The organism is Vibrio sp. Evd11, assembly GCF_900382755.1.
In the GTDB taxonomy this organism is placed as follows: Bacteria; Pseudomonadota; Gammaproteobacteria; order Enterobacterales; family Vibrionaceae; genus Vibrio; species Vibrio lentus.
In genome coordinates this window covers 1-23,074 of record NZ_OSDX01000064.1, presented here as the reverse complement: position 1 = coordinate 23,074, position 23,074 = coordinate 1, and the positions used below count along the sequence as shown (strand labels likewise).

Sequence of the window (23,074 nt, the reverse complement as noted above, 5' to 3'; positions counted from 1 at the left end):
CGGTAACGCTGCCGTCTGGGTTCGTGATCGCAAGAGTGATGGTATCGCCAGCTTCAACTCCAGTCGGAACGCTGACCGACACTTGTAACCCATCGCTGTTTTCATTCGCATTCACAAAACCGTCTGTGGCTTCCAAAATTGATAATGTTGGAGGGAAATTACCGGCAGTCAGATCTGGGGTTTCAGTTAATGGGGCATCTAAGTTTTCAAACTCATTAATAGACAAGGGAGATGTTTCGAAAAATGTAGAAACTGTAGGGATATCTAAACCAGCAAACTCTAATGTAAATGCTGTGGAAATTGATGAGCTAACTAGATTACCAGACTGTGGGGCCGTATTTTTCGCTAACGTTGCATCTCCCCCTTCTTCAATGGTTTTTATCAACTTAGCAATAGTATCCAGCTGGGCTTGAGATGAGACATCTTCGACAGTTTGCTGCACACCGCCACCGTTTAGTTGACCAAAAAACAAGTAGGGTTCTGAGTCACCTTTCAATAAAAATAAAGGGTTTGTCAATCCAGAGGCTTTCCCTTCTTTAACCGTTCCATCTTCTTGTATCGTAAATAATATATCCATATTTAACCCCTAGCTTCTAAGCAACTTTAAAAACAACATCTAAGTAAAGAGTAGACAAAAGATAGTTGAGCTTCAACAAAGTATTCAACAAGATGATAGCGTAGACACAAACAAAACCTGCACGGTACAGGATCTCTAAGTAAAAACAGCACGATATCGAGTATAATTCAATTAAGTCTAAGAAATTAAACTCACCGTTACTTGAAACTAAAACCAAGTCTGACGCGCTAAAAATTTCATTACAGCTAGCATAGACCCTGTAAATAATTCGGGTAACTGTCGGGGTTACATGTACTCAGTGAGTCGATCTTCGAACATAATCATAAAGCTGTTTAGAGGTAAGCGTTCACCGAGGTATCTTGACTTACCGTGCCTGAAGAAGCATGTGCAGTTTATAGATCAAAAACGTTCGGGTACGGTTTCTTCTCAACGACTGACGTGATGATTTCACTCAGAACTGACATTGCTGATAGGCCGCGCTTTTTGCAAGTTTCGATGAGTGTGTGGATACGACTACGGAATTTTTCGCCTGCATCTGAGGTCGTTCCGAAGCTAATTTTCCTTTGGATTACAAAGCCTCTAATACATCGCTCGGCTTCATTATTGGTTAAGGGAATTGACGTTTTCTTGAGGAAAACCCACAAGCTCTCTCTATGTTTGAGCAGTAACTTGCATCGCCCCCGATACCGCTTGACCATCACACCTGTCCCTTTGCTCAACCAATGATCGAACGATTTTTGTAGCCTGTGCATTCGCCGCAAGTATAGTGAATAATCCAATTCACCTTGCTCATAACGTTGTCGAGTATGGAAGAGAACATTCGTCAGAAGACATAGGTGCCTTTCTATATAAGCAGTATGCCCACCACCACTATAATCCGCCATTTGTTGAAGATTGCGCTTAACATGTGCCCAACATAACTGATGACGGTCTGCGGCTATCCAGTTATAGCTTGGGCACTGGTCGCTGACCACGATGCCTGCATAGTCTTCATCAATGACTTTTTTCGCTGATGAGGTCGAGCGCGAATATAGTATTTGTTCATAGACAAGATCATCACTGGCCACTAACCAACACCAACGAAGGCTTTGCTCATCATTTCGGTGATGAGAGGTTTCGTCGGCATGAATCAAAGGTGCCTTCTTTAACGCTTGTTTGATTGCTTGATGCAATGGAGTCAGCATTGAAGCGACTTTTGTTTGTGCTTCGCTAATCGCACCAACAGAAAACGTTGTGCCGAGTTGCTCTTTGAGCAGTGATTGGATTTTCCGAACACTAAGGTGATATTGTCCAGCAAGAACGCCAATGTAGCTGAGTAAATTGGGACCGATAATACTTTGTGATGCATTGTCGGGCTTTTGAGCTTTTACTGTTTCTTTACAGTGGCGGCATTGACCTGAAAATAAACGGTATTCAGTGATATCGACAGTGGGTTTTGGAATATCGAAGACCTGATGGCGGTAGTAAGGGCCACCTTGAATATCGATATCTGACTGGGCACAGCAAGGGCACACTTCAGGAAAACAATCGATAACTAAATCAGTTGTTTTCAGTCGTGAGAGTTTTCATTGATGCCCTGTGTGGCCTTCTTTAGCTCCTCTCGAATTGCGACCACCAGAGCTTTGATCTTTTTTCGCTCATGCTTGTCCTTAGGGTTGTCAGACGAAGGTGGTTTCGATGAATTTTTGGAGTTAGTTGCTTGTTTATCGGTAAGGTGGCGCAACTGTTCCCACAACTCTTCAATCAGTGCGTTTGCTTCATTAAGGTCAGAGGCTACGGGTGGTTCCTCTTGAAATTTAGGGGCTTTCTTTCTGCTCATAACAAACAGGATGAAGCACTGGAATGATCACTCAATAGTAAAAAGTGGATCAAGTGCTGAGTGTCACACTTTTTCTGTCAATAGGGGCTTGGTGAACACTTACGTTTAGAGCTTGTCGCCAGTTTCTAATCGGCACCGTCCACTTCTTGGAAGCATCTCGGATAGCCAGGTAGATCACTTTTCGAGCTGACTCATCCGTTGGGAACAGCTTGTGCTTCTTAATCGCTTTTCTAATAACGCTGTTGAGGGGTTCAATGGCGTTAGTCGTGTAAATGGCTCGGCGAATATCCTCTGGGTAGTTAAACAGGGTGTTGAGGTTGTCCCAATGCGCCGTCCAAGAGCGACTGATTTGAGGATACTTACTATCCCATCGGTCAGAGAACTGCTCTAGAACCTCATCTTCTGTGGCTGATTGGTAGATATTCTTCAGATCAGCCGTCACTGCTTTGTAGTCTTTCCAAGGGACGTACTTGACCGAGTTTCGCACCATGTGGACGATACAGAGCTGTATTTGCGTCTCTGGGAACGCAGTATTGATAGCGTCAGGAAAGCCTTTTAGTCCGTCAACACAAGCGATAAGGATGTCTTTTACCCCACGGTTTTGAAGCTCAGTCAGCACGTTAAGCCAGAACTTAGCGCCTTCCGTTTCAGAGAGCCACATTCCAAGCAGTTCTTTTTGGCCTTCCAGATTAACGCCTAACGCAAGATAGACCGCTTTGTTGATGACTTGCTTGTCTTGACGCACCTTAACCACGATGCAATCGAGATAGACGATAGGGTAAATTTCGTCGAGAGGTCGCGACTGCCATTCAATCACTTGCTCAAGCACCGAGTCGATTACTTTTGATATCAGCGTTGGCGAGACATCAGCATCATACATTTCCTTGAACGCTGCCACGATTTCACGTGTGGTCATGCCTTTCGCATAAAGGCTCAATATCTTGTCGTTCATGGATTAGAAGCGAGTTTGGTGCTTCACGAGCAAAAGCTTCGAGTACTTTCTTATCCATATTGTCCATCCTTAGCCTTTAAGGCTTAAGTTTAGACAGTTACACAGAATTCAGGACACTCTCGCTAGCGATAACTATTTCAACAATTAAAAATATACACTAACCGCGGGGCGACAGTATTTATAGATCCTATGGCACTAAAACCGTCAGGCGTTTATTTTCCACATATTAATTGACCAACTCTTCAAGTACCTCTTCTGTTAATGAAGTAAGAACAACTATTACCTTTCTATCTTCTGAAGAATTAGTACTATTTGCCTTACTTTCACCAAAACCAACGATTTTGACTCGTTCTGGATCCACCCCATTTTGAATCACTATGTCTTTAATTGAAGTCGCCCGCTTTTGCGAAAGATATAAGTTATATTCTCTATCACCCAACATACTGGCATAGCCGTATAACTCAATTGATGTTGATTTATAGTTATTCATAAATCGAGCAATAACTTGAATCTCATCAATAAAAGCATTAGGCACTTCAAAAGAGTCATGTACGAAGTAGACTTTGAATAAACTCAGCCCTTCTGGGGCTAGGCTCGCGGCACAACTTTCGTGATTAGCTTCGGAAGCTAAAAGACCAACGAGGCACTTACCCTGTTCACTTATAACTCCATCAGTTTCGCTTGTTGAACTCAAATTTTTTAATCTGATCGACTGTTGCTGGTTTGTTTTATTTTCTTCTTTATAGGCAAGAGCTTGAAAACTCATAACAATACAAAAAAATAACAATAAGCTTCTAATCACAATCAATACTCCACGGTTTGGTTCCACTCTTCTGGAATTTCAATGGACAATGAGTTGATAAGCAAGCCTACTGAATTCAGAATGCGGTACTTAGCATATTGTTCGTCATATTTTAAATCTAGGTGGTTTTTTTTAGCTTCGAAAAGCTCGTTTTCTGTATTTAACAAATCTAGCAAAGTACGTTTACCAATTTTATATTGTTTCTGATAGGCTGTAACGGTAGCGGATACAGACTCTACACGTTCATCTATAAAATTTTTATTTTTCAATGTAAAATCGAGAGCGTTCCAAGACAAATTCAAAGTTTCCTCTACGTTCCTGTATGCCGAATCTCTTAGGTCTTTCGCTTTATTCAGCTGATAAGCAGCACTCTCAGAAAGATCAGAATCAGAACCGCCATTATAAAGGTTATAACGCACTCTAAGCATCGCTAGTGTCTCCTGCCTTGAACCTTTATTGCCATCTGCATCATCGCTCCAAGATTGAGAGGCTTCAATCGAGAATGTGGGATAGTTCTTACTTTTTGATTGCTCGTATTGAAAAAAAGCAGCGTCGACATCAACCAGAGATGCTTTTATCACTGGGTGATTATCAAAGGCCAGCTCTAATGCATCAGCTAAATCGATAGGAACAACCGATGAATCAGCTTGCGGGGACACAAGGTTTTTCGGTTGCTCACCAACTAGTTTTGTAAACCGTATATTTGTATCGTATAGGTTGTTTTGTGCCGAAGCTAGGTTACTATGTGCCTTTGCGACACGAGCATTAACTTGGTGAAGATCTGCAGTTGAACCTATACCGGACTCAACTCTTCGCTTAATATCTTTAGAGATTTTTAAATGTATTTCTAAATTATTCTCTGATAGCTCCAGTATTTCTTTAGCTTTAACCACATCTATATAAACCTTTGCAACCTCCAACGATTTATCTTCTATGTCCGATATCAATTGTAGTCTTATCGATTCAGCTTCGGCTGCTGATCTATCTATATTATTCTGAGTAGAAGCTCCGTCCCACAGTAGTTGAGTTAACGATATTGTGGCCTCTTTCTTTGTATAATCAGTATCAGGAATACTTTTTGTTGCAGGCTTAATGCCTTCATAACCAATGGCCGCATCGAAGTCTACACTTGGCAAATAAGCCCCTTCAGATGCATCTCTGTTTTTTTTCGCACTAGCAAATTCGTGAAATACGCTTTTAATTTCGGGGTTAGCCGAAAGAGTTAAAGTAATGGATTGCTCTAAAGTTTGAGCAGATAGCGAAGAAGCAGCTATTACACAATAGCTGACGGTTGATAATTTAAATAAATTCAAAGTAATGCTCCTTTTACTCACATTTTCATTAAACATTTCAATCATAGTCATATGCCTAATAAATGTGAAATTTTAAAACAATAATATTTGCAATTTAATATCTGTACCCGTTCAAGAGCGAGATGGCTTTGTTGCGTAATTCCGTTTAGAGACAGAGCAGCCCCTTTCGTGCGTTTCTTAGTCAATACGGCAAGTTTCAGGCATACCTAACCCAGTGAGCTTGTTCAACGCTTTTATCATCGCGTAAGTTTCTCCCACTTGTGCATTGTAATTTCTTAAACTCAGTTGCCCTCCTAGCAACTGTTTAACTCAATACATCGCGGTTTTTGAGAGTGAACGTTTGTGGTATCCATACAGCTCTTTCCAATACTATTTGAGCCGTATAACTTCTGACAACCCACGGCGAGATTTCGAGGGTGACCCCGATCCCAGAAGGCTGCCCCTTCTCTTGGGGGGAATAAGCGCAATGGCTCCCTTAATCTTAATAGCAGCATGACACGCTCTCGTGTCATAAGCCCCATCACCAGATACCTCAAGGATACTTCGGCATGTTTTTTTCAGTAAGTTCGGGAGAACTTCCCCATCCGTAACCGTCGATAAACTTAGCTCGGATGCAATAATTTCATAAGTGCTTGTATCGACGGCAATATGCAGCTTTCGCCAGACTCTGCGCCTGCCATCCGTCCCGTATTTTTGACTTTCCATTCTCCTTCGCAATAAACTTTAAGGCCTGTCGCATCAATGGCTAGGTGCTGTATCACTCCTCTCGTTTTAGTCTTAAATGAGACCTCAACTTGATTGGCTCTAAGGCTGATGCAAGTGTAACGCGTACAACTTAACGGTACATGGGCTAACCTAAATATCGAGTCGATAAATCCTTGCAGCACTCTCAGCGGCATAGAAAAAACGCGTTTCACCATAAGTGCTATCGTGATGGCTAAATCACTGAACCGACGTGGCCTCCCGCGCTTATTCTGTTTGCTTTGCGCCCACCCGCTTATCGCCTCTTCATCAATCCAAAAGGTCAAAGAGCCACGGTTAATAAGTGATTGGTTGTATTGCTTCCAGTTGGTTGTTTTGTAACGTGGTTTAGGCATGGGGCTACGAGAGATAGTGGACGTAGCAGATCAGATCGTAGGTTCTGGATTTAGTTCCATTGAATTACGCAACAAAGCCATCAAGAACATCACTTGTGATGTGAAATAAATAGTTTTGGAACTGGCTTATGGATCGATCCTTGTCTCTAAGCAGGGCGTTTAGAACTACAAGAGATTCCCGACTAGCTCCTTCGTCGCTCTAGAGAATGACGCAAATACCAAAATGCAAAAAAGCCGTAGCATTTCTGCTACGGCTTTCTTTAATGTGGTCGGTGAAGAGGGATTCGAACCCCCGACCCTCTGGTCCCAAACCAGATGCGCTACCAAGCTGCGCTATTCACCGAGATATCTAACTGACTGATTGCCTGTCGATGGAGCGTATAATACGGATTCTGAATTTATCCGCAAGGGCTTTTTTCACTCTTTTTTACAATATCGAATCGTTCGAACAAAAGACGTACAACCTAACGGCTAATGTGACGAAAAACACACACTCACCAACAAGTATTTAACTTATGAAACAGGATTGATCCAGATCAGTGAATTGATAACGCTACTTAATACACTAAGTCATGTCATATAACTTTGAGGTATACACATGGACTTTTGGCTAGAACTCCTATTTGGTAATGCAGTGGGGCTATCTTCAATGATAGTAATATTCGGGGCTCTGGGTCTCATGATGTTTTATGGAGGCTTCTTCATATACAAAGTTATGACTGAAAAATCTCCTCACTAGTATCGCTCAGCCTAAATCATTTACTTTTAAGTATCATTTCCTTGATAAATAAATGTTAAAACGCTTTGCACCGGAGTTGACTTCTCTTGTCTCCTCCGGTTTTTTCATTTTTAAACCCAGCCACAACTTAGGTATACTTACCCTATCCTTCTACAACTTGAGATGAACACCATGTCTCATGATGACGACTTAGATCTATTCCAAGAAATGATGGGCGATGTGAAACGTATCGACCATGACACCGCTGAGCACCAAAAAGTGCATCGAGTTACCGAGTCTCAACTTGCAAAGCGTGAGGCGGCTATGTGGCTGTCTGAGGACGAAAAAGATTACCTCTCTCTCGACTACTCTCCAATGCTGAAACCTGATGACGTTATTGCGTATAAAAAAGATGGCGTTCAAGAAGGTGTATACAAAAAACTGCGCTTAGGTAAATATCCGATTCAAGCTAAGCTCGATCTCCACAGGAAAACATTGAAAGATGCTCGTAACGAAGTACTTTCATTTTTGCGCCAATGTTTGAGAATGGATGTGCGCACCGTCATTATTGTTCACGGTAAAGGTGAGCGCTCGAATCCACCAGCTATGATGAAAAGCTATGTGGCCAATTGGTTATCACAAATTAATGATGTGCAATGCGTTCACTCGGCGCAGCAATTTCATGGTGGCACTGGAGCCGTTTACGTCATGCTCAGAAAGAGTAATGACAAAAAACTAGAGAATAGAGAGCGTCACCAAAAACGGACTCGCTAAATTATCAGAAGCTTAGTGAAAAAAGAGCACCGTCTTCGAACATTCCGCTAAACACATTGAACACCACAATTGATATTTAGTGCCGAAAATAGATATTTAGTGCCGAAGCTCATTCTAGGTGTTAAAATTGCCTCAGTTAACGAATTAAAACGTAAAAGCAACTGTCCATAGTTGCTTTTTGTTTATCTATATTTCCGTTGTGAAACGCTAAGAGAATATCATGTCACAAGAATCCCAAGCTAAACGCCTTAATAAATACATCAGTGAAACTGGTTTTTGTTCACGTCGTGAAGCAGACAAATTGATCGATGCAGGCCGAGTTACTATTAATGGCAAGATCCCTGAGATGGGAACGAAAGTATTGCCAGGTGATGATGTTGAGATCGACAACAAGCCAGTACGTTCAAAAGAAAAGCCTATCTACATTGCTCTCAACAAACCGACCGGCATTACCTGTACAACTGAGCGTGATATTCCTGGCAACATCGTCGACTTTATCGGCCACCACAAGCGTATCTTCCCTATTGGTCGTCTAGATAAGCCTTCTGATGGTCTTATCTTCTTGACCAACGATGGCGACATCGTCAATAAGATCTTGCGTGCGGGTAACAATCACGAAAAAGAGTACGTGGTTCGTGTAGACAAGCCGATTACGACGGAATTCTTAAAGAAAATGGCTTCTGGTGTCCCTATTTTGGATACCGTTACCTTGCCGTGTAATGTCGAGAAAGAGACCAAGTTCTCATTCCGAATTACGCTAACTCAAGGCCTTAACCGTCAGATTCGTCGTATGTGTGAAGCGTTAGGCTATGAAGTCTTCAAGCTACGTCGCGTACGTATTATGAACATCTCACTTGATGGCATTCCAAACGGAAAGTGGCGCTACCTAAGTGAAGAAGAAATCGCTGAGATACTAGCGATGTGCGAAGGTTCAGTGAGCACTGAAGATGCATCAAAAATGAACGCAAAAGGTCAGCGAATTCGCAAGGCAACCGATGCTAAGTTATTTGATAGCCGTGAAGAGAACCAAACCTCAACAGCGCGACGTAATCAAAACGAGAATCGTACTCGCACCTATCGCGGTAATAACGCGGATGAATTCCGCCATGCGCCAAACTCGAAGCGTGGTCGTAATTCGTCGAATAGTGAAAGCGGCGGCAACACTGAGAACTGGAAATCGAACTCTCGTTCAGAGCGTTCAAATTCAGGTCGAAACAGCTCGGATCGCAATCGCACAGACCGCGACAATAACGATCGTAGAAGCGGTAAGCCAGCAAACCGTAGTCAAGATTCAAACAGACCAAATAAACCAGCAGCAAAACGCGTTGGTGGTACATTAGGCCTGAAGAAGTAGTCAGAATCAGTAAGGCGAGACACTCGATATAAAAACGCCCGCTAGATTAGTCTAGCGGGCGTTCTTGTTTGTCATTCGATAGTTTTATCATCATGACGACAACAATCTATAAACATAGATCAGCAAACTGACCGCGAGTTAGCATCGCTAAGTCCTTTGGATCTAGCTCGATTTCCAAGCCCCTCTTTCCTGCACTCACACATATTGTTTCAAAATCCGTCGCAGTGGAATGTACAAAGGTAGGCAGTGCTTTCTTTTGACCAAGCGGACTGATCCCACCCACAACATAACCTGTGGTTTTCTGTGCAATATCAGGATTGGCCATATCTGCTTTTTTACCTTTCGCTGCTTTAGCCGCAAGTTTAAGGTTTAACTTCTGGTCAACAGGAATAACAGCTACAGCCAAATCTTTAGCAACACCGTTCAAGCAGAACAACAACGTTTTGAACACGCGTTTGGGATCCTGACCCAGAGCTTCAACCGCCTCTAACCCATAGTTGGTGTTGTTTGCATCGTGATGATACTGATGCACGGTATGAGCGATTTTCTTTTTCTTGGCAAGGTTGATTGCAGGGGTCATAACAAATCCAAACGATAGATAAACAAAAAGCGACGCCGAGGCGTCGCTTTAGTTAAATTTATCATGGTGCTAGAGTCAATCTAAATTAGCACCTAGTGATTCAATTAACTGGGTTCAGTTACTTGTAAACCATTTGACCAGACGGTGCGTACTTGTTCACGTCAACTGGGCTATTCGCTTCTAGGTACTCTTTCAGTACTTCAGCATCAACAAAACCAGTATTTACGTAACCAGGGTGGTCAGATAATTTAGGATAACCGTCACCACCAGCCGCGTTGAAGCTTGGCACTGTGAAACGGTATGTTTCGTCTAAACGAAGCTGTTTGCCACCGATGAATACGTTCGATACTTCACCGTTCGTCACTGTCATTGAAATGCCAGCGAACTGAGCGTAAGCACCAGAATCGATTGGTTTCGTCGCCACAACATTTAAGTAATCTAGAACTTCTTTACCTGTCATGTCTGTGTAAGTCAGGATGTTTGCAAAAGGTTGTACCTTCAGTACATCTTTGTAAGTAACATTACCCGCTTCAATTGAGTCACGAACACCACCAGAGTTCATCACAGCGAAGTCTGCTTGAGCACGCTCCATGTGAGAAGTCGCAATCAAACGACCTAGGTTAGTTTGTTGGAAACGAACCACGTTACGATCGCCTTCAAGCTTGCCATTTGTCTCAGCAATTTGAACTTCTAGTTGTGCTTGACCTTGCTCTTGGAAAGGACGTAGGAATTCAAGTAGCTCTGGATCTTGTGCAATTTCATCTTGAATAAGAACGCGTTGCTTCTTACCGTCAATCTTAACTTTCTTCTTAAGGTTAACTGGAACCAGATCGTAGCTCACCATCTCTAGCTCACCGTTACGGAATTCGTAATCAGCACGACCTACGTACTTGCCCCACTCGTGAGCTTGAACGATGTAAGTACCATTCTGTACGTCTGGTTTACACTCATCACCCGGCTTGAAGTTTTTCTTCGCAACGTTAGGGCCTTCCATACATACAGGCTCTTGAGAGTGACCACCAACGATCATGTCTAGGTCGCCTTCATTTAGGTAACGAGCAAGTGCTACATCACCCGGTGCGTTAACACCACGTTGGCCGTTTTCGTAGTGACCCATGTGAGTCACGGCGAAGATTAAGTCTGGCTTCTCTGTTTCTTTAAGTTCAGCGATCAGATTCTTCGCTTCTTCTTTAGGGTCTCGGAAGTCAATGCTCGCGATGAACTCAGGGTTACCGATTTTCGCCGTGTCTTCAGTTGTTAGACCGATAACCGCAATCTTGATACCTTGCTTTTCAAACATCTCGTAAGCTTGGAACTTGCGTTCGCCTGTTGCTTTATCGTAGATGTTTGCAGATAGCATTGGGAAATTAGCCCAGTCGATCTGCTTTTGTAGTACGTCTAAAGAGTTGTCAAACTCGTGGTTACCCAATGCCATTGCATCGTAACCAATTTTATTCATACCTTTGAAATCAGGTTCTGCATCTTGAAGATCTGACTCTGGCACACCAGTGTTGATGTCACCACCAGATAGAAGCAACACGCTACCGCCTTCTGCTTCAACTTCAGCACGAAGTTGATCAACAAGCGTTTTACGCGCAGACATGCCGTATTCACCGTATTTGTTCTGCCAAAAACGACCATGGTTGTCGTTAGTATGTAGAACCGTAAGCTTGTAAGTTTCGTCTTGGTTCCAATTTTGAGTTGATTGAGACGCACACCCAGCTAGAGTAGCTAGGATTGCAGCACTTAGTGCTGTCTTTAGAATAAGGCGTTGCTTCATTGTCATACCTTTGAACTTTTTAGGGGAATCCACTGCTTTTTATGAGCTATTGCGACCCCTTATTTGGAGTTCGAACAATAAGACTTCACATCACTCATCTTAAATTAACATTTCAGATGTAACATGATGATTTCATATTTATGTCGAATTGGTCACGCATAGTTCAGCAGTTAAGTGTAACAAAATTATGAGATTACACTCAAACTTCCCCTGCATCACAAGCAATCGTTTACTTACAAAGTGTGATGAACATCAGCAATTTACTGCAAACAGGACTGACCTCACACTCACATACGAGTTTCTTAGGTAACAACCCGCCTCGTTAACAACTCTTTAAATGAACGATTTATGTTCGGCTGCTTTTACGAGATAAAAAAAGCCCAATTCAAAGAACTGGGCTTTCTTAGATCAACTTTTGTTAAATAACGTTTCCGTTACTTCACATCCATCTCAATTATTTAATATCAATATGCTCAAAGCCTTTGATAAGGTCATCAAGTGCCTTCATCTGCTTCAAGAACGGCTCTAGTTTATCTAGAGGTAGCGCTGATGGGCCATCACAACGCGCTTGATCTGGGTTCGGGTGTGCCTCAAGGAACAGACCAGCAACACCCGTAGCAAGACCCGCTTTAGCAAGCTCAACAGTTTGCTTACGACGACCGCCAGATGCAGCACCTGAAGGGTCACGCATTTGAAGCGCGTGAGTCACATCAAAGATGATTGGACTGCCGTTTGATGATTTTTTCATTACACCAAAACCAAGCATATCAACGACTAGGTTGTCATAACCCATGCAAGAACCGCGTTCACAAAGAATGATGTTCTCGTTGCCGCACTCAGCGAACTTATCAACGATGTTACCTACTTGATCCGGGCTCATGAACTGAGGCTTCTTCACATTGATAACCGCGCCAGTCTTAGCCATTGCTTCAACAAGGTCAGTTTGACGAGCAAGGAACGCTGGAAGCTGGATTACATCAACCACATCTGCAACAGGCTGAGCTTGTGCTTCAGTGTGAATATCAGTGATGATCTTCACGCCAAAGGTATCTTTCAGCTCTTGGAAGATTTTAAGACCTTCTTCCATACCAGGACCACGGTATGAGTGAACAGAGCTGCGGTTCGCTTTATCAAAAGACGCCTTAAATACATAAGGGATGCCCAGCTTCTCTGTTACTTTCACGTAGTGCTCACAGATCTGCATAGCTAGATCGCGAGATTCAAGAACGTTCATGCCCGCAAATAGCGTAAATGGCTTATCGTTAGCAATTGGCATGTCGCCAATATGAACTATTTTCTGTTCCATCATATTCTCTCTAAATAATAATTAATTAGTGAACGACGACGGTTTTTTCCGTCATGACATTCACTTGAGATTTAAGTAACTCAGATGCAGGGTCATCTGGGCATTGATCAATAAAGTACTGATAATCGGTGGCGGCAATCTGGTGACAATCCAATTGCTGGTAGATGAAACCACGGTCACGGATTTCATACGGATCATCTGGGACGAATGTTAACGCCAGATCGGTACACTTCAATGCAAGCGTATAGCGCTCTTCTCTCAGCAATGCACTTTTCAATAAAGCCAACCACTTACCAATAATTGTTGGGTGGTCTGCGACTTTCAAATGCTCACTTTTCAGCTTAGCCAATGGGCCATCATGACCAATTAACCATGCTCGCAATGTTTGCTGACCAACATACTCACCATTGTAAGGATTAATATAGACCGGAGTTTGGCCATACCAACTGACTTTAAGCAGAAACTGAGTTGGAAAAGAGACACCCTCTACAGGAAAGCCTAGCTTACGACCAAGAAAAAGGAAGATTGCCCCAAGACTGACTGGGATCCCTTTCTTTCTCTCAAGTACTTTATCGATAAACGCGTTTTCCGATGAGAAGTAAGCGTCTTTATCGCCTGCGAAGCCCCACTCGTAAAAGAATAGTCGAATGAAAGATTCAAACTTCTGTTGCTCGTCGGTTTCACTAACTAACGCAAACTCGGCGTCTTTTAATAATCTTGCGAGTTCTTGCTCTGCCCAACTATCTTGAGTTTCAGGGTCAATGGCCTTGTTTAAGATCAATGCGCCTTCAGCAAGCTCTAGCTGATCAAAGTCTTCATCAAAAAATTCGTACATACGTCATTAACCGAAAAATGTTGGAGTCTTTGTCATTGCGATTTTGCCTGCCATTGCTAGCCAGCCTAGAGCGCCAAAGAATGAGAAAACTCTCAATAGCTTGTTCTTACCTAACTTAAGCGCAAAGAAACCTAATGCGATGTAAGCCATTACACAGGTTAGTTTTTCAGTTAACCATGGTGCCGCTGGTGTAAACGGAATAAAGCCAGTAATAAAAATCAAACCAATACCCGATAGCAGCAGCAACGAGTCATTGATATGAGGGAAACGCTGCAAGAAAGGATGCTTAAGCTTCGGTGAATTAGCCATCATCAGAGCGAAACGGATCGAAAGAAGTAGCGCGCTTATAGCAATCGTTAATAGGTGAAAATGTTTTAGACCTTCGTACATGGTATTCCTTTATATTTTTATATGTGCTTTCGTTAATACGAACCACACAATACCCGTTAATGCCCTGTATTTCTGCGTTAATTCTCTGTATTTCTACGTTAAATGCATTATCGAGTTAAGTGTATTGTCGAGTTAAAGGTATCAATTTAGCCAGTTAATCATCTATTGCTCACAAGATGATGAACAGCAGCCTATGAGCAACCACTATCTATGAACAGTAACGACCCAATGTCACTCGGTCATTACCACCGTAATCTTTTTCTGTAACCACATCCAAGTAGCCCAGCTGTTGCATTATCTCACGTACCGCCAAGCCTTGGTCATAGCCATGTTCAAATGCCAACCAACCTTCGTTTTCCAAAAAGCGTCGTGCGTTTTCAGAAATGTATCGAATATCAGCTAAACCTTTCTCTTCAGCGACTAACGCAGTGATCGGTTCAAAACGCACATCCCCTTGAGATAAATGAGGGTCATTCTTCTCAATGTAAGGTGGGTTCGAGACAATCAACGAGAACTTCACAGCTTCATCTTCAGAATTCGCTGAGTTCAAAGGCTCAAACCAACTGCCATGTAAAAAAGTGGCGTTAGTGATATTTAATCGCTGAGCGTTTTCTGTCGCAAGTTGCTGCGCTTCCGGACGAAGATCAATACCCGTCACTGGTCGGTTCGGCATCTCAGACGCCAGTGCCAAAGCAATCGCACCTGTACCAGTTCCTAAATCGAGAATCGCACCTTGTTTTCCGTAAGTTTTATCCAAAGCGACTTCAACCAAACGCTCGGTGTCCGGGCGCGGGATTAATGTAGAAGGAGAAACTTTTAGCGGCAGCGACCAAAACTCACGTTCACCGACAATATAAGCCACAGGCTCACCGGTTAAACGACGTTTTAGAAGGGCGTTGAATTCGGACTCTTGTTCTGAAGTGAGATGCTTCTCAGGCCAAGTCAGTAGGTAAGATCTAGGTTTATCTAAAGCGTGACAAAGCAGTACCGCAGCATCAATCGAGGGCGATGTGTTATCGCCCTCTTGAAGCTGTACGATTGCTGACTTTAAAGCACTTTCAACCGTATATGCTGATTGCATAGTAATTAGTTGTGCTCAGCAAGTGCTGCTAGTTGATCGGCTTGGTGCTCTTGTAGAACAGGATCAAGCAGGCTTTGCATATCACCTTCCAGAACTTCGTTCAGGCGGTAAATAGTTAAGTTGATGCGGTGATCAGAAACACGACCTTGAGGGTAGTTGTACGTACGAATACGGTCACTACGGTCACCAGAACCTAATAGGTTACGACGTGTATCTGAAATCGCAGCAGCACGACGCTCTTCTTCAGCTTGAACGATACGAGCCGCAAGAACAGCCATCGCTTTCGCTTTGTTTTTATGCTGAGAACGCTCATCTTGACACTCTACTACTGTACCGGTTGGTAAGTGAGTAATACGGATTGCTGAATCCGTGGTGTTAACGTGCTGACCACCCGCGCCAGATGCACGGAAAGTATCTATTTTAAGATCGCCAGCTTTAATTTCTGGTAGATCAGCTTCTGGGATCTCAGGCATAACCGCAACAGTACATGCTGATGTATGAACACGACCTTGAGACTCAGTCTCAGGTACACGTTGTACACGGTGACCGCCAGACTCGAACTTCATGGTGCCGTAAACAGCGTCGCCACTGATTTTAGCGATCATCTCTTTAAAGCCGCCCTGCTCTGAAACATTGCTGCTCATCACCTCAACGCGCCAACCTTTTTTCTCGGCAAATCTAGAGTACATTCGGAAAAGGTTACCCGCAAAAATACCAGCTTCATCACCACCAGCACCGGCACGAATCTCTAAGAAACAGTTACGCTCATCGTTTGGATCTTTTGGAATCAGAAGAATTTGCAGCTCATCAGTTAGACGTTCAATGTTCGCTTTCGCATCTTTGATCTCTTCTTGAGCCATTTCACGCATTTCTGCGTCATCTTCATTTGCCATCTCTTCAGCAGCTTCTAAATCTTCTTGAGCTTGCTGGTATGATTTAAAGCACCCCGTCACCTCTTCTAATTGAGAATACTCTTTTGACAAGGCACGGAATTTATCTTGATTCCCAAGTACATCGGGATCACCAAGTAGATGTTGAACTTCTTCATAGCGTTCAACAAGTGTTTCAAGCTTTATTAGAATCGAGGCTTTCATAATGTCTTATTCTGTTGGAGGTCGAATATTATTGAGGGTTTTCTAGACCCAAACTCTGTCTAATGACCATTAATTTTGCAGGTTCTCCTTGCTCTGCTGCACTTTGAAGTGCACGCGTTGGAGCATGGATCAATTTGTTTGTGAGCTTATTACTTAGCTCAAGTAAGACTTTCTCAGGGTCACCGCCAGCAGCAAGTGATTGTAAACTCTTACTTAATAATTCTTCTCGGATTTCATTGGCCGATTTACGATAGTCGCGAATACTGTCTACCGCTTGCAGTGAACGCATCCAACTCATGAACGCGGCGCTTTCTTCACTGACGATTGCTTCAGCCTGAATCGCTTCAACTTTACGTTGCTCGATATTACCATCAACGATCGACTGAAGATCATCAACGGAATACAGGTAAGCATCACTCAGTTCACCGACCTGAGACTCAACATCACGAGGCACCGCGATATCAACCAACAACATCGGCTGATGTTTTCTTGTCTTGAGCGCGGTCTCTACCATGCCCTTACCAATAATAGGTAACGGACTTGCGGTTGAGCTAATCACAATGTCCGCTCGATGCAGATGATCAGGTATCTCATTCAGGCTGATCACTTCAGCACCAAATTCTTCAGCTAGCCCTAAAGCACGCTCACGAGTTCGGTTAGCCACAATCATCTTGGTACAACCATTAGCTGACAAGTGTTTAGCCACCAGTTCAATGGTTTCTCCCGCACCCACCAATAACACCGTTGATTCAGCAATTGATTCAAAGATGTGTTTAGCTAACGTACAGGCTGCGTAAGCAACAGAAACCGCACTACCACCAATTTCGGTTTCAGTTCGAACTCGCTTCGCAACAGAAAATGATTTCTGGAACAGTTTTTCCATTGAAGCATCAACAGATTTGTTCTCTCGCGAATCGGTGTAAGCCTGTTTTACCTGACCAAGAATTTGCGGCTCACCCAAAACCAGAGAGTCCAAACCACAGGCAACGCGCATTAAATGCTTAATCGCGGCTTGCTCTTCATGGATGTAGATACTCGGTTTTAATTCTTCAGGGCTAACTTGATGAAATACAGACAGCCAATCGATCAACTTGTTTTTTGCCACGCCTTTGACGTCACAATACACTTCAGTTCGATTACAGGTAGAAAGTATGACACTTCCATTTACGTGTGCATTTGCGTTAAGTTGCTTAAGTGCCTCAGATAATTTATCTGGACCAAAAGCGACTTTTTCTCGCAATTCAACCGACGCTGTATTGTGATTGATACCTACGGCAAGCAAAGACATGTATCAGAAGTTCTCGATCAGGGAATGGAAACAAGGGGCGAATTTTACTTGATGCATGGCTCTATTTAAAGAGCAAGCGGGATTTGTTTTCCTGAGTTCGTGAATTCAATGCTATAGTTGAAGCGTTTTTTAGATAAATTTGAACAAGTTGTGAGCAAATATGAGCAAGCTTCGTAAAATCACGTCTCTTATTTTTATGACCATAATTATGGTGGGTTGCTCGTCTATACCAGAACAACCGACCAGCGTTGAGTGGCAAAGTCACCAAAACCGTCTTCTACAGATAGAAAACTACCAAGCCTCAGGCAAGCTCGCTTACATTTCTCCAGAGCAACGCCAAAGCCTTAATTTCATTTGGAAGCACTCCCCAAATCAAAGCCAATTGAGACTGACCACTTTCCTTGGTCAAACCGCCTTGAACCTCACGATTGACAGCTCGGGCGCCAAGGTAGTCACTTATGATGATCAAGTATTCACCCATGCAAGTGCATCTGTATTGGTAGAGCAACTTACTGGATTGCAGATCCCCATTGAACACCTGCCGCAATGGTTCCTTGGCATTCCCGACCAAGCAGATAGCTACCAACTCAACAGCACTAACACGCTTGAATCTCTGTCTAAACAAGTCAGCAGTCAATTATGGACACTGAATTTTGCTAACTATCGCAATACAGAGATGCCGAGTAAGCAACTATCAGATGAAGACAACGCAAAGGTAGAGACAATTCCCCTCCCGACTCGATTGTCATTCAAGCAAGACGAGAACAAAATCAACATTGTAGTTTCGAAGTGGACACTGAAAAAATGATAACAACGCCAACGCACTGGCCTTCGCCAGCTAAGCTGAATTTATTTCTCTATATCACTGGCCGACGCGATAATGGCTATCACGAACTTCAGACCCTATTTCAGTTTGTCGACTTTGGCGATGAACTTACGGTTACCGCAAACCGAGAAACAAGCTCGATAACAATCACACCTGAAATTCCAGGCGTTGCGACAGAAGATAACCTGATTTGGAAAGCCGCAACTGCCCTTCAACAATATACATCGACAACTTTCGGTGCGGATATTCAGTTAAAGAAAGTGCTTCCTATGGGAGGTGGCATTGGCGGAGGCTCTTCAAATGCCGCAACCGTGTTAGTCGCTCTCAACCATTTATGGCAACTCAACCTGTCTGATGACCAGTTAGCAGAGATTGGCTTAAAGCTTGGTGCAGACGTTCCGGTCTTCGTTAAAGGCCATGCCGCCTTTGCTGAAGGGGTTGGAGAACAACTGCAACCCGCCAATCCGGATGAAAAATGGTATCTCATTGTTAAACCTCAAGTGAGCATAGCAACTGTAGACATATTCACACATTCAGAATTAACTCGAAATACGCCGAAGCGAGCACTATCAACGCTTCTAGAGCAAGAATACGTAAACGATTGCGAAAAAATTGTGCGAATGCTGTACCCAGAGGTTGATAAGCAACTTTCATGGCTGCTACAATACGCGCCGTCGAGATTGACTGGTACAGGTTCGTGCGTTTTTGCTGAATTTAGCAGCAAAAAAGAAGCCGAACTGGTGCTAGAGCAACTACCTGACACAGTTTCCGCGTTTGTCGCGAAAGGACGAAACATTTCGCCTTTGAAAGAAACTTTGGCTGAATACCAATCAGCCCACCCACAATCTATTTAAAACTGGACGCAACCCGAGGTTTCCACCGTGCCTGATATGAAGCTATTTGCTGGTAACGCAACACCTGAACTAGCCCAACGTATTGCTGATCGTCTATACATCTCTCTTGGCGATGCTACTGTAGACCGTTTTTCTGATGGCGAAGTCGCTGTTCAAATCAATGAAAACGTTCGTGGTAGCGATGTATTCCTGATTCAATCAACTTGTGCACCAACCAATGACAACCTTATGGAATTGGTGGTAATGATTGACGCAATGCGCCGTGCTTCTGCTGGCCGTATTACTGCTGTAATCCCTTACTTCGGTTATGCCCGTCAAGATCGTCGTGTACGTTCTGCTCGTGTGCCTATTACTGCAAAAGTTGTTGCAGATTTCCTTTCTAACGTTGGTGTTGACCGCGTTTTGACTATCGACCTACACGCAGAGCAAATCCAAGGCTTCTTCGATGTACCTGTTGATAACATTTTCGGCACTCCAGTTCTTCTAGAAGACATGGCTAACCGTGGCCTAGAAAACCCAGTAGTGGTTTCTCCAGACCTTGGTGGTGTTGTACGTGCTCGTGCTACAGCTAAAGCGCTAGGTGATGTTGACATCGCTATCGTTGATAAGCGTCGTCCACGTGCTAACGTTTCTGAAGTAATGAACCTAATCGGTGATGTTGAAGGTCGTGACTGTGTGATCGTTGATGACATGATCGATACTGGTGGCACACTGTGTAAAGCAGCTGAAGCGCTTAAAGAGCGCGGTGCTAAGCGTGTATTCGCTTACGCTACTCATGCTGTATTCTCTGGTACTGCTGCAGAAAACATCCGTAATTCAGTTCTAGACCAAGTTATTGTTACTGATTCAATCAAGCTTTCTCCAGAGATGGCTGCGACAGGCAAAGTGACTGAGCTAAGCCTTTCTCGCATGCTTGCTGAAGCGATTCGCCGCATCAGCAACGAAGAATCAATCTCAGCGATGTTTAACTAATCAAAGCTCTATAGCTTTTTTTACAAAAGCTTTGTTTTAGAAATTCGTTAGAGAAAGACATTAAGCACTTCATTGAATGAAGTGCTTTTTTTATGTCTAACCAATATTAAGCCGCAATTCACCACAGTCAGGAATCACAGTGTTGCTATCAGCTAGCTCGCACCTTTTTCATAAACTGTGATATCATACGGCGCTTTTTGAAATCCCAAGAGAGATCCATACCTTGAGCCAACAAATAAAACTTCTCGTTGGACTGGCTAATCCAGGTCCAGAATACGCCAAAACTCGCCACAATGCGGGTGCTTGGGTAGTTGAAGAATTAGCACGTGTACACAATGTGACACTGAAGAACGAACCAAAGTTCTTTGGCCTAACGGGTCGTATCATGGTTCATGGTGAAGATCTTCGTTTGCTGATCCCTACGACTTTTATGAACTTATCCGGGAAAGCCGTTGCAGCACTGGCAAAGTTCTACCAAATTAAACCAGAAGAGATCATGGTCGCTCACGATGAGTTAGACCTCCCTCCAGGTATTGGTAAGTTTAAAAAAGGTGGTGGTCATGGCGGGCACAATGGCCTAAAAGACATCATCAGCAAGCAGGGTAACAATAAAGAATTCTATCGTCTTAGGTTAGGCATTGGCCATCCGGGACACAAAGATAAAGTTGCAGGTTATGTATTATGCAAAGCTCCTGCGAAAGAGCAAGAGTGTATCGAGGCTGTCGTTGACGAATCGGTTCGCAGCCTAGACATCTTATTAAAAGATGGCCTACCAAAAGCACAAAATCGCTTACATACGTTCAAAGCAGAATAAGGTTTATATCATGGGTTTTAAATGTGGCATCGTTGGTCTACCAAACGTTGGTAAGTCAACTCTGTTTAACGCACTGACTAAAGCAGGCATCGAAGCAGCAAACTTTCCATTTTGTACGATCGAACCAAACACAGGTATCGTTCCGGTTCCAGATCTACGCTTAGATGCATTAGCAAAAATTGTTAATCCACAGAAGATCCTTCCAACGACAATGGAATTCGTAGACATCGCAGGCCTAGTTGCTGGCGCATCTAAAGGTGAAGGTCTAGGTAACAAATTCCTAGCTAACATCCGCGAAACTGACGCTATCGGTCACGTTGTACGCTGCTTTGAAAACGAAAACATCGTTCACGTTTCTGGCAAAGTATCTCCTATTGAAGATATCGAAGTGATCAACCTTGAGCTTGCTCTTGCCGATCTAGATAGCTGTGAACGTGCGATCTTCCGTAATGCTAAAAAAGCAAAAGGCGGAGATAAAGACGCTAAGTTTGAAACTACAGTTCTTGAAAAGCTACTACCGATCCTGACTGAAGGTGGTATGGCTCGTACTGTTGAACTGGGCAAAGAAGAAGTCGCAGCAATCGACTACCTTAACTTCCTAACGCTTAAGCCAACAATGTACATCGCAAACGTTGCTGAAGATGGTTTCGAAAACAACCCTTACCTAGACGCCGTTCGTGAGTATGCAGAAAAAGAGAACAACGTTGTTGTTGCTGTATGTGCTGCAATCGAATCTGAGCTTTCTGAACTTGACGATGAAGATCGCGAAGAGTTCCTAGCGGACATGGGTATCGAAGAACCAGGCCTTAACCGAGTGATCCGCTCTGGTTACGAACTACTTACTCTTCAGACTTACTTCACTGCGGGTGTTAAAGAAGTTCGTGCTTGGACGATCCCTGTAGGTGCAACTGCACCACAAGCTGCAGGCAAGATCCACACCGACTTCGAAAAAGGATTCATCCGTGCAGAAGTAGTTGGTTACGAACATTTCATCGAATTTAGCGGTGAAAGCGGAGCAAAAGATGCAGGTAAATGGCGTCTTGAAGGCAAAGAATACATCGTTAAAGATGGCGATGTTGTTCACTTCCGTTTCAATGTTTAATTACCAATAAACATCTAATAAAAGGCCAGTGAATTCACTGGCCTTTTTCGTTTTCGCTCTTTCTAAAGAGCTTCTTATCCAAAACTTAACTTCCTATATATATCGGCATTTGAACCTATTTTTTGCTGACAAATACGCCTCTTTGACTAAAAAGAAACCGAACAGATGTTTATTCGTGATTTATTCAAAAAAAAAGTTGACGGGTTTCACTCAACTCCGCATAATGCGCCCCGTTCACAACGAAGCGGCAACGTCTCGAAATGAACAACAATTTGGAAATGGCTACTTAGCTCAGTTGGTTAGAGCACATCACTCATAATGATGGGGTCGCAGGTTCGAATCCCGCAGTAGCCACCATTTCCTAAGCACTCTGTTTGTTAATAAACGTATGTATTTTGACAACAAAGAGTTTTTAGGAAATAAAGCGGTCGTGGCGGAATTGGTAGACGCACCAGATTTAGGTTCTGGCGCCGAGAGGTGTGAGAGTTCAAGTCTCTCCGACCGCACCATTATTTAGATATCTTAATTGATATCCTGTTGGGCTATCGCCAAGCGGTAAGGCACTGGCTTTTGATGCCAGCATTCCCTGGTTCGAATCCAGGTAGCCCAGCCACAATTTAAAGTGTAATTATCTTTAAAAAGATAATGGCATTGGAAGCGAGATTATATTATATTACTTCGCTCTCAGATGGCTACTTAGCTCAGTTGGTTAGAGCACATCACTCATAATGATGGGGTCGCAGGTT

19 protein-coding genes, 4 tRNA genes and 3 pseudogenes are annotated in these 23,074 nt (G+C 43.3%); 11 read left to right on the top strand and 15 right to left on the bottom strand.

The annotated features are described in order from the left end of the window. The 7 genes and pseudogenes from ED652_RS19735 to ED652_RS19705 all read right to left on the bottom strand — a co-directional run. On the bottom strand, nucleotides 1-577 hold a 577-nt coding region (locus ED652_RS19735), incomplete at its 3' end, for a hypothetical protein (protein WP_216821914.1). Between the two features lie 392 nt (nucleotides 578-969). Next, nucleotides 970-2,396: pseudogene (locus tag ED652_RS19730) on the bottom strand (IS66 family transposase). 49 nt (nucleotides 2,397-2,445) lie between these two features. Further along, nucleotides 2,446-3,381 (bottom strand): annotated as a pseudogene (locus tag ED652_RS19725) (IS256 family transposase); the annotation flags it as partial. Nucleotides 3,382-3,574: 193 nt separating this feature from the next. Then, a complete protein-coding gene (locus ED652_RS19720; protein WP_162929966.1) occupies nucleotides 3,575-4,114 on the bottom strand; it encodes an OmpA family protein in 540 nt (179 codons plus the stop codon). A gap of 38 nt (nucleotides 4,115-4,152) precedes the next feature. Then, nucleotides 4,153-5,463, bottom strand: a complete 1,311-nt coding sequence (locus tag ED652_RS19715) for a TolC family outer membrane protein (RefSeq protein WP_122055889.1) — start codon at nucleotides 5,461-5,463, stop codon at nucleotides 4,153-4,155. A 177-nt stretch (nucleotides 5,464-5,640) separates the two neighbouring features. Continuing rightward, nucleotides 5,641-6,560: pseudogene (locus ED652_RS19710) on the bottom strand (IS5 family transposase). A 266-nt stretch (nucleotides 6,561-6,826) separates the two neighbouring features. Then, nucleotides 6,827-6,903, bottom strand: a tRNA-Pro gene (locus ED652_RS19705). A 255-nt stretch (nucleotides 6,904-7,158) separates the two neighbouring features. Here ED652_RS19705 and ED652_RS19700 point away from each other — a divergent pair. The 3 genes from ED652_RS19700 to rluF all read left to right on the top strand — a co-directional run bounded on the left by ED652_RS19700 (nucleotide 7,159) and on the right by rluF (nucleotide 9,406). Further along, nucleotides 7,159-7,299 (top strand): DUF3149 domain-containing protein, encoded by a 141-nt coding sequence (locus ED652_RS19700; protein WP_004736246.1) that lies wholly within the window; start codon nucleotides 7,159-7,161, stop codon nucleotides 7,297-7,299. 171 nt (nucleotides 7,300-7,470) lie between these two features. Further along, on the top strand, nucleotides 7,471-8,052 hold the full coding sequence (gene smrA, locus ED652_RS19695; RefSeq protein ID WP_029223450.1) for a DNA endonuclease SmrA: 582 nt from the start codon (nucleotides 7,471-7,473) through the stop codon (nucleotides 8,050-8,052). Between the two features lie 220 nt (nucleotides 8,053-8,272). Next, nucleotides 8,273-9,406 carry a 23S rRNA pseudouridine(2604) synthase RluF gene (rluF, locus tag ED652_RS19690; protein ID WP_122055886.1) on the top strand — a complete coding sequence of 378 codons (1,134 nt, stop codon included), beginning with the start codon at nucleotides 8,273-8,275 and terminating at the stop codon, nucleotides 9,404-9,406. 106 nt (nucleotides 9,407-9,512) lie between these two features. Here the strand turns inward: rluF and ybaK are convergent, their stop codons facing one another. The 8 genes from ybaK to hemA all read right to left on the bottom strand — a co-directional run bounded on the left by ybaK (nucleotide 9,513) and on the right by hemA (nucleotide 17,760). Then, nucleotides 9,513-9,986 carry a Cys-tRNA(Pro) deacylase gene (ybaK, locus tag ED652_RS19685; RefSeq protein ID WP_122055885.1) on the bottom strand — a complete coding sequence of 158 codons (474 nt, stop codon included), beginning with the start codon at nucleotides 9,984-9,986 and terminating at the stop codon, nucleotides 9,513-9,515. Between the two features lie 118 nt (nucleotides 9,987-10,104). Further along, nucleotides 10,105-11,766, bottom strand: coding sequence for a bifunctional UDP-sugar hydrolase/5'-nucleotidase UshA (ushA, locus tag ED652_RS19680; protein WP_122055884.1), 1,662 nt, complete (start codon nucleotides 11,764-11,766; stop codon nucleotides 10,105-10,107). Nucleotides 11,767-12,220: 454 nt separating this feature from the next. Beyond that, a complete protein-coding gene (gene kdsA, locus ED652_RS19675) occupies nucleotides 12,221-13,075 on the bottom strand; it encodes a 3-deoxy-8-phosphooctulonate synthase (RefSeq protein ID WP_174214642.1) in 855 nt (284 codons plus the stop codon). A gap of 22 nt (nucleotides 13,076-13,097) precedes the next feature. Further along, nucleotides 13,098-13,907 carry a SirB1 family protein gene (locus tag ED652_RS19670; RefSeq protein ID WP_102558684.1) on the bottom strand — a complete coding sequence of 270 codons (810 nt, stop codon included), beginning with the start codon at nucleotides 13,905-13,907 and terminating at the stop codon, nucleotides 13,098-13,100. A 6-nt stretch (nucleotides 13,908-13,913) separates the two neighbouring features. Further along, nucleotides 13,914-14,297: a SirB2 family protein gene (locus tag ED652_RS19665; RefSeq protein ID WP_009848726.1), complete on the bottom strand. Its 384-nt coding sequence runs from the start codon at nucleotides 14,295-14,297 to the stop codon at nucleotides 13,914-13,916. Between the two features lie 208 nt (nucleotides 14,298-14,505). Continuing rightward, entirely contained in the window at nucleotides 14,506-15,378 is an 873-nt protein-coding gene (gene prmC, locus ED652_RS19660; protein ID WP_122055883.1) for a peptide chain release factor N(5)-glutamine methyltransferase, read from the bottom strand. A gap of 5 nt (nucleotides 15,379-15,383) precedes the next feature. Continuing rightward, entirely contained in the window at nucleotides 15,384-16,472 is a 1,089-nt protein-coding gene (gene prfA, locus ED652_RS19655; protein WP_102465784.1) for a peptide chain release factor 1, read from the bottom strand. A 28-nt stretch (nucleotides 16,473-16,500) separates the two neighbouring features. Then, nucleotides 16,501-17,760: a glutamyl-tRNA reductase gene (gene hemA, locus ED652_RS19650; protein WP_017110181.1), complete on the bottom strand. Its 1,260-nt coding sequence runs from the start codon at nucleotides 17,758-17,760 to the stop codon at nucleotides 16,501-16,503. A gap of 160 nt (nucleotides 17,761-17,920) precedes the next feature. Here hemA and lolB point away from each other — a divergent pair, with 160 nt between their 5' ends. The 8 genes from lolB to ED652_RS19610 all read left to right on the top strand — a co-directional run bounded on the left by lolB (nucleotide 17,921) and on the right by ED652_RS19610 (nucleotide 22,941). Beyond that, a complete protein-coding gene (gene lolB / locus ED652_RS19645) occupies nucleotides 17,921-18,568 on the top strand; it encodes a lipoprotein insertase outer membrane protein LolB (protein ID WP_122055882.1) in 648 nt (215 codons plus the stop codon). Next, the gene (gene ispE, locus ED652_RS19640; protein WP_122055881.1) at nucleotides 18,565-19,440 is read left to right on the top strand and encodes a 4-(cytidine 5'-diphospho)-2-C-methyl-D-erythritol kinase; all 876 of its coding nucleotides are present in this window, start codon (nucleotides 18,565-18,567) and stop codon (nucleotides 19,438-19,440) included. Before lolB ends, ispE begins: the two co-directional genes overlap by 4 nt. A gap of 27 nt (nucleotides 19,441-19,467) precedes the next feature. Then, nucleotides 19,468-20,412 (top strand): ribose-phosphate pyrophosphokinase, encoded by a 945-nt coding sequence (locus ED652_RS19635; RefSeq protein ID WP_012603389.1) that lies wholly within the window; start codon nucleotides 19,468-19,470, stop codon nucleotides 20,410-20,412. A gap of 223 nt (nucleotides 20,413-20,635) precedes the next feature. Next, nucleotides 20,636-21,226 (top strand): aminoacyl-tRNA hydrolase, encoded by a 591-nt coding sequence (gene pth, locus ED652_RS19630; protein ID WP_122055880.1) that lies wholly within the window; start codon nucleotides 20,636-20,638, stop codon nucleotides 21,224-21,226. A gap of 10 nt (nucleotides 21,227-21,236) precedes the next feature. Further along, a complete protein-coding gene (gene ychF / locus ED652_RS19625) occupies nucleotides 21,237-22,328 on the top strand; it encodes a redox-regulated ATPase YchF (RefSeq protein WP_122055879.1) in 1,092 nt (363 codons plus the stop codon). Nucleotides 22,329-22,608: 280 nt separating this feature from the next. Continuing rightward, nucleotides 22,609-22,685 (top strand) — tRNA-Met (locus tag ED652_RS19620). Nucleotides 22,686-22,752: 67 nt separating this feature from the next. Then, nucleotides 22,753-22,837 (top strand) — tRNA-Leu (locus ED652_RS19615). Nucleotides 22,838-22,866: 29 nt separating this feature from the next. Beyond that, nucleotides 22,867-22,941 (top strand) — tRNA-Gln (locus ED652_RS19610). Nucleotides 22,942-23,074: the final 133 nt, after the last annotated feature.

Excerpts from the sequence above, each read along its gene's own strand:
- ED652_RS19670 (WP_102558684.1), bottom strand. The coding sequence starts at position 13,907 with ATGTACGAATTTTTTGATGAAGACTTTGATCAGCTAGAGCTTGCTGAA.
- rluF (WP_122055886.1), top strand. The coding sequence starts at position 8,273 with ATGTCACAAGAATCCCAAGCTAAACGCCTTAATAAATACATCAGTGAA.
- kdsA (WP_174214642.1), bottom strand. The coding sequence starts at position 13,075 with ATGATGGAACAGAAAATAGTTCATATTGGCGACATGCCAATTGCTAAC.
- lolB (WP_122055882.1), top strand. The coding sequence starts at position 17,921 with ATGAGCAAGCTTCGTAAAATCACGTCTCTTATTTTTATGACCATAATT.
- ED652_RS19665 (WP_009848726.1), bottom strand. The coding sequence starts at position 14,297 with ATGTACGAAGGTCTAAAACATTTTCACCTATTAACGATTGCTATAAGC.
- smrA (WP_029223450.1), top strand. The coding sequence starts at position 7,471 with ATGTCTCATGATGACGACTTAGATCTATTCCAAGAAATGATGGGCGAT.
- prmC (WP_122055883.1), bottom strand. The coding sequence starts at position 15,378 with ATGCAATCAGCATATACGGTTGAAAGTGCTTTAAAGTCAGCAATCGTA.
- ispE (WP_122055881.1), top strand. The coding sequence starts at position 18,565 with ATGATAACAACGCCAACGCACTGGCCTTCGCCAGCTAAGCTGAATTTA.
- ushA (WP_122055884.1), bottom strand. The coding sequence starts at position 11,766 with ATGAAGCAACGCCTTATTCTAAAGACAGCACTAAGTGCTGCAATCCTA.
- hemA (WP_017110181.1), bottom strand. The coding sequence starts at position 17,760 with ATGTCTTTGCTTGCCGTAGGTATCAATCACAATACAGCGTCGGTTGAA.
- ychF (WP_122055879.1), top strand. The coding sequence starts at position 21,237 with ATGGGTTTTAAATGTGGCATCGTTGGTCTACCAAACGTTGGTAAGTCA.
- ybaK (WP_122055885.1), bottom strand. The coding sequence starts at position 9,986 with ATGACCCCTGCAATCAACCTTGCCAAGAAAAAGAAAATCGCTCATACC.
- ED652_RS19700 (WP_004736246.1), top strand. The coding sequence starts at position 7,159 with ATGGACTTTTGGCTAGAACTCCTATTTGGTAATGCAGTGGGGCTATCT.
- ED652_RS19720 (WP_162929966.1), bottom strand. The coding sequence starts at position 4,114 with ATGAGTTTTCAAGCTCTTGCCTATAAAGAAGAAAATAAAACAAACCAG.
- prfA (WP_102465784.1), bottom strand. The coding sequence starts at position 16,472 with ATGAAAGCCTCGATTCTAATAAAGCTTGAAACACTTGTTGAACGCTAT.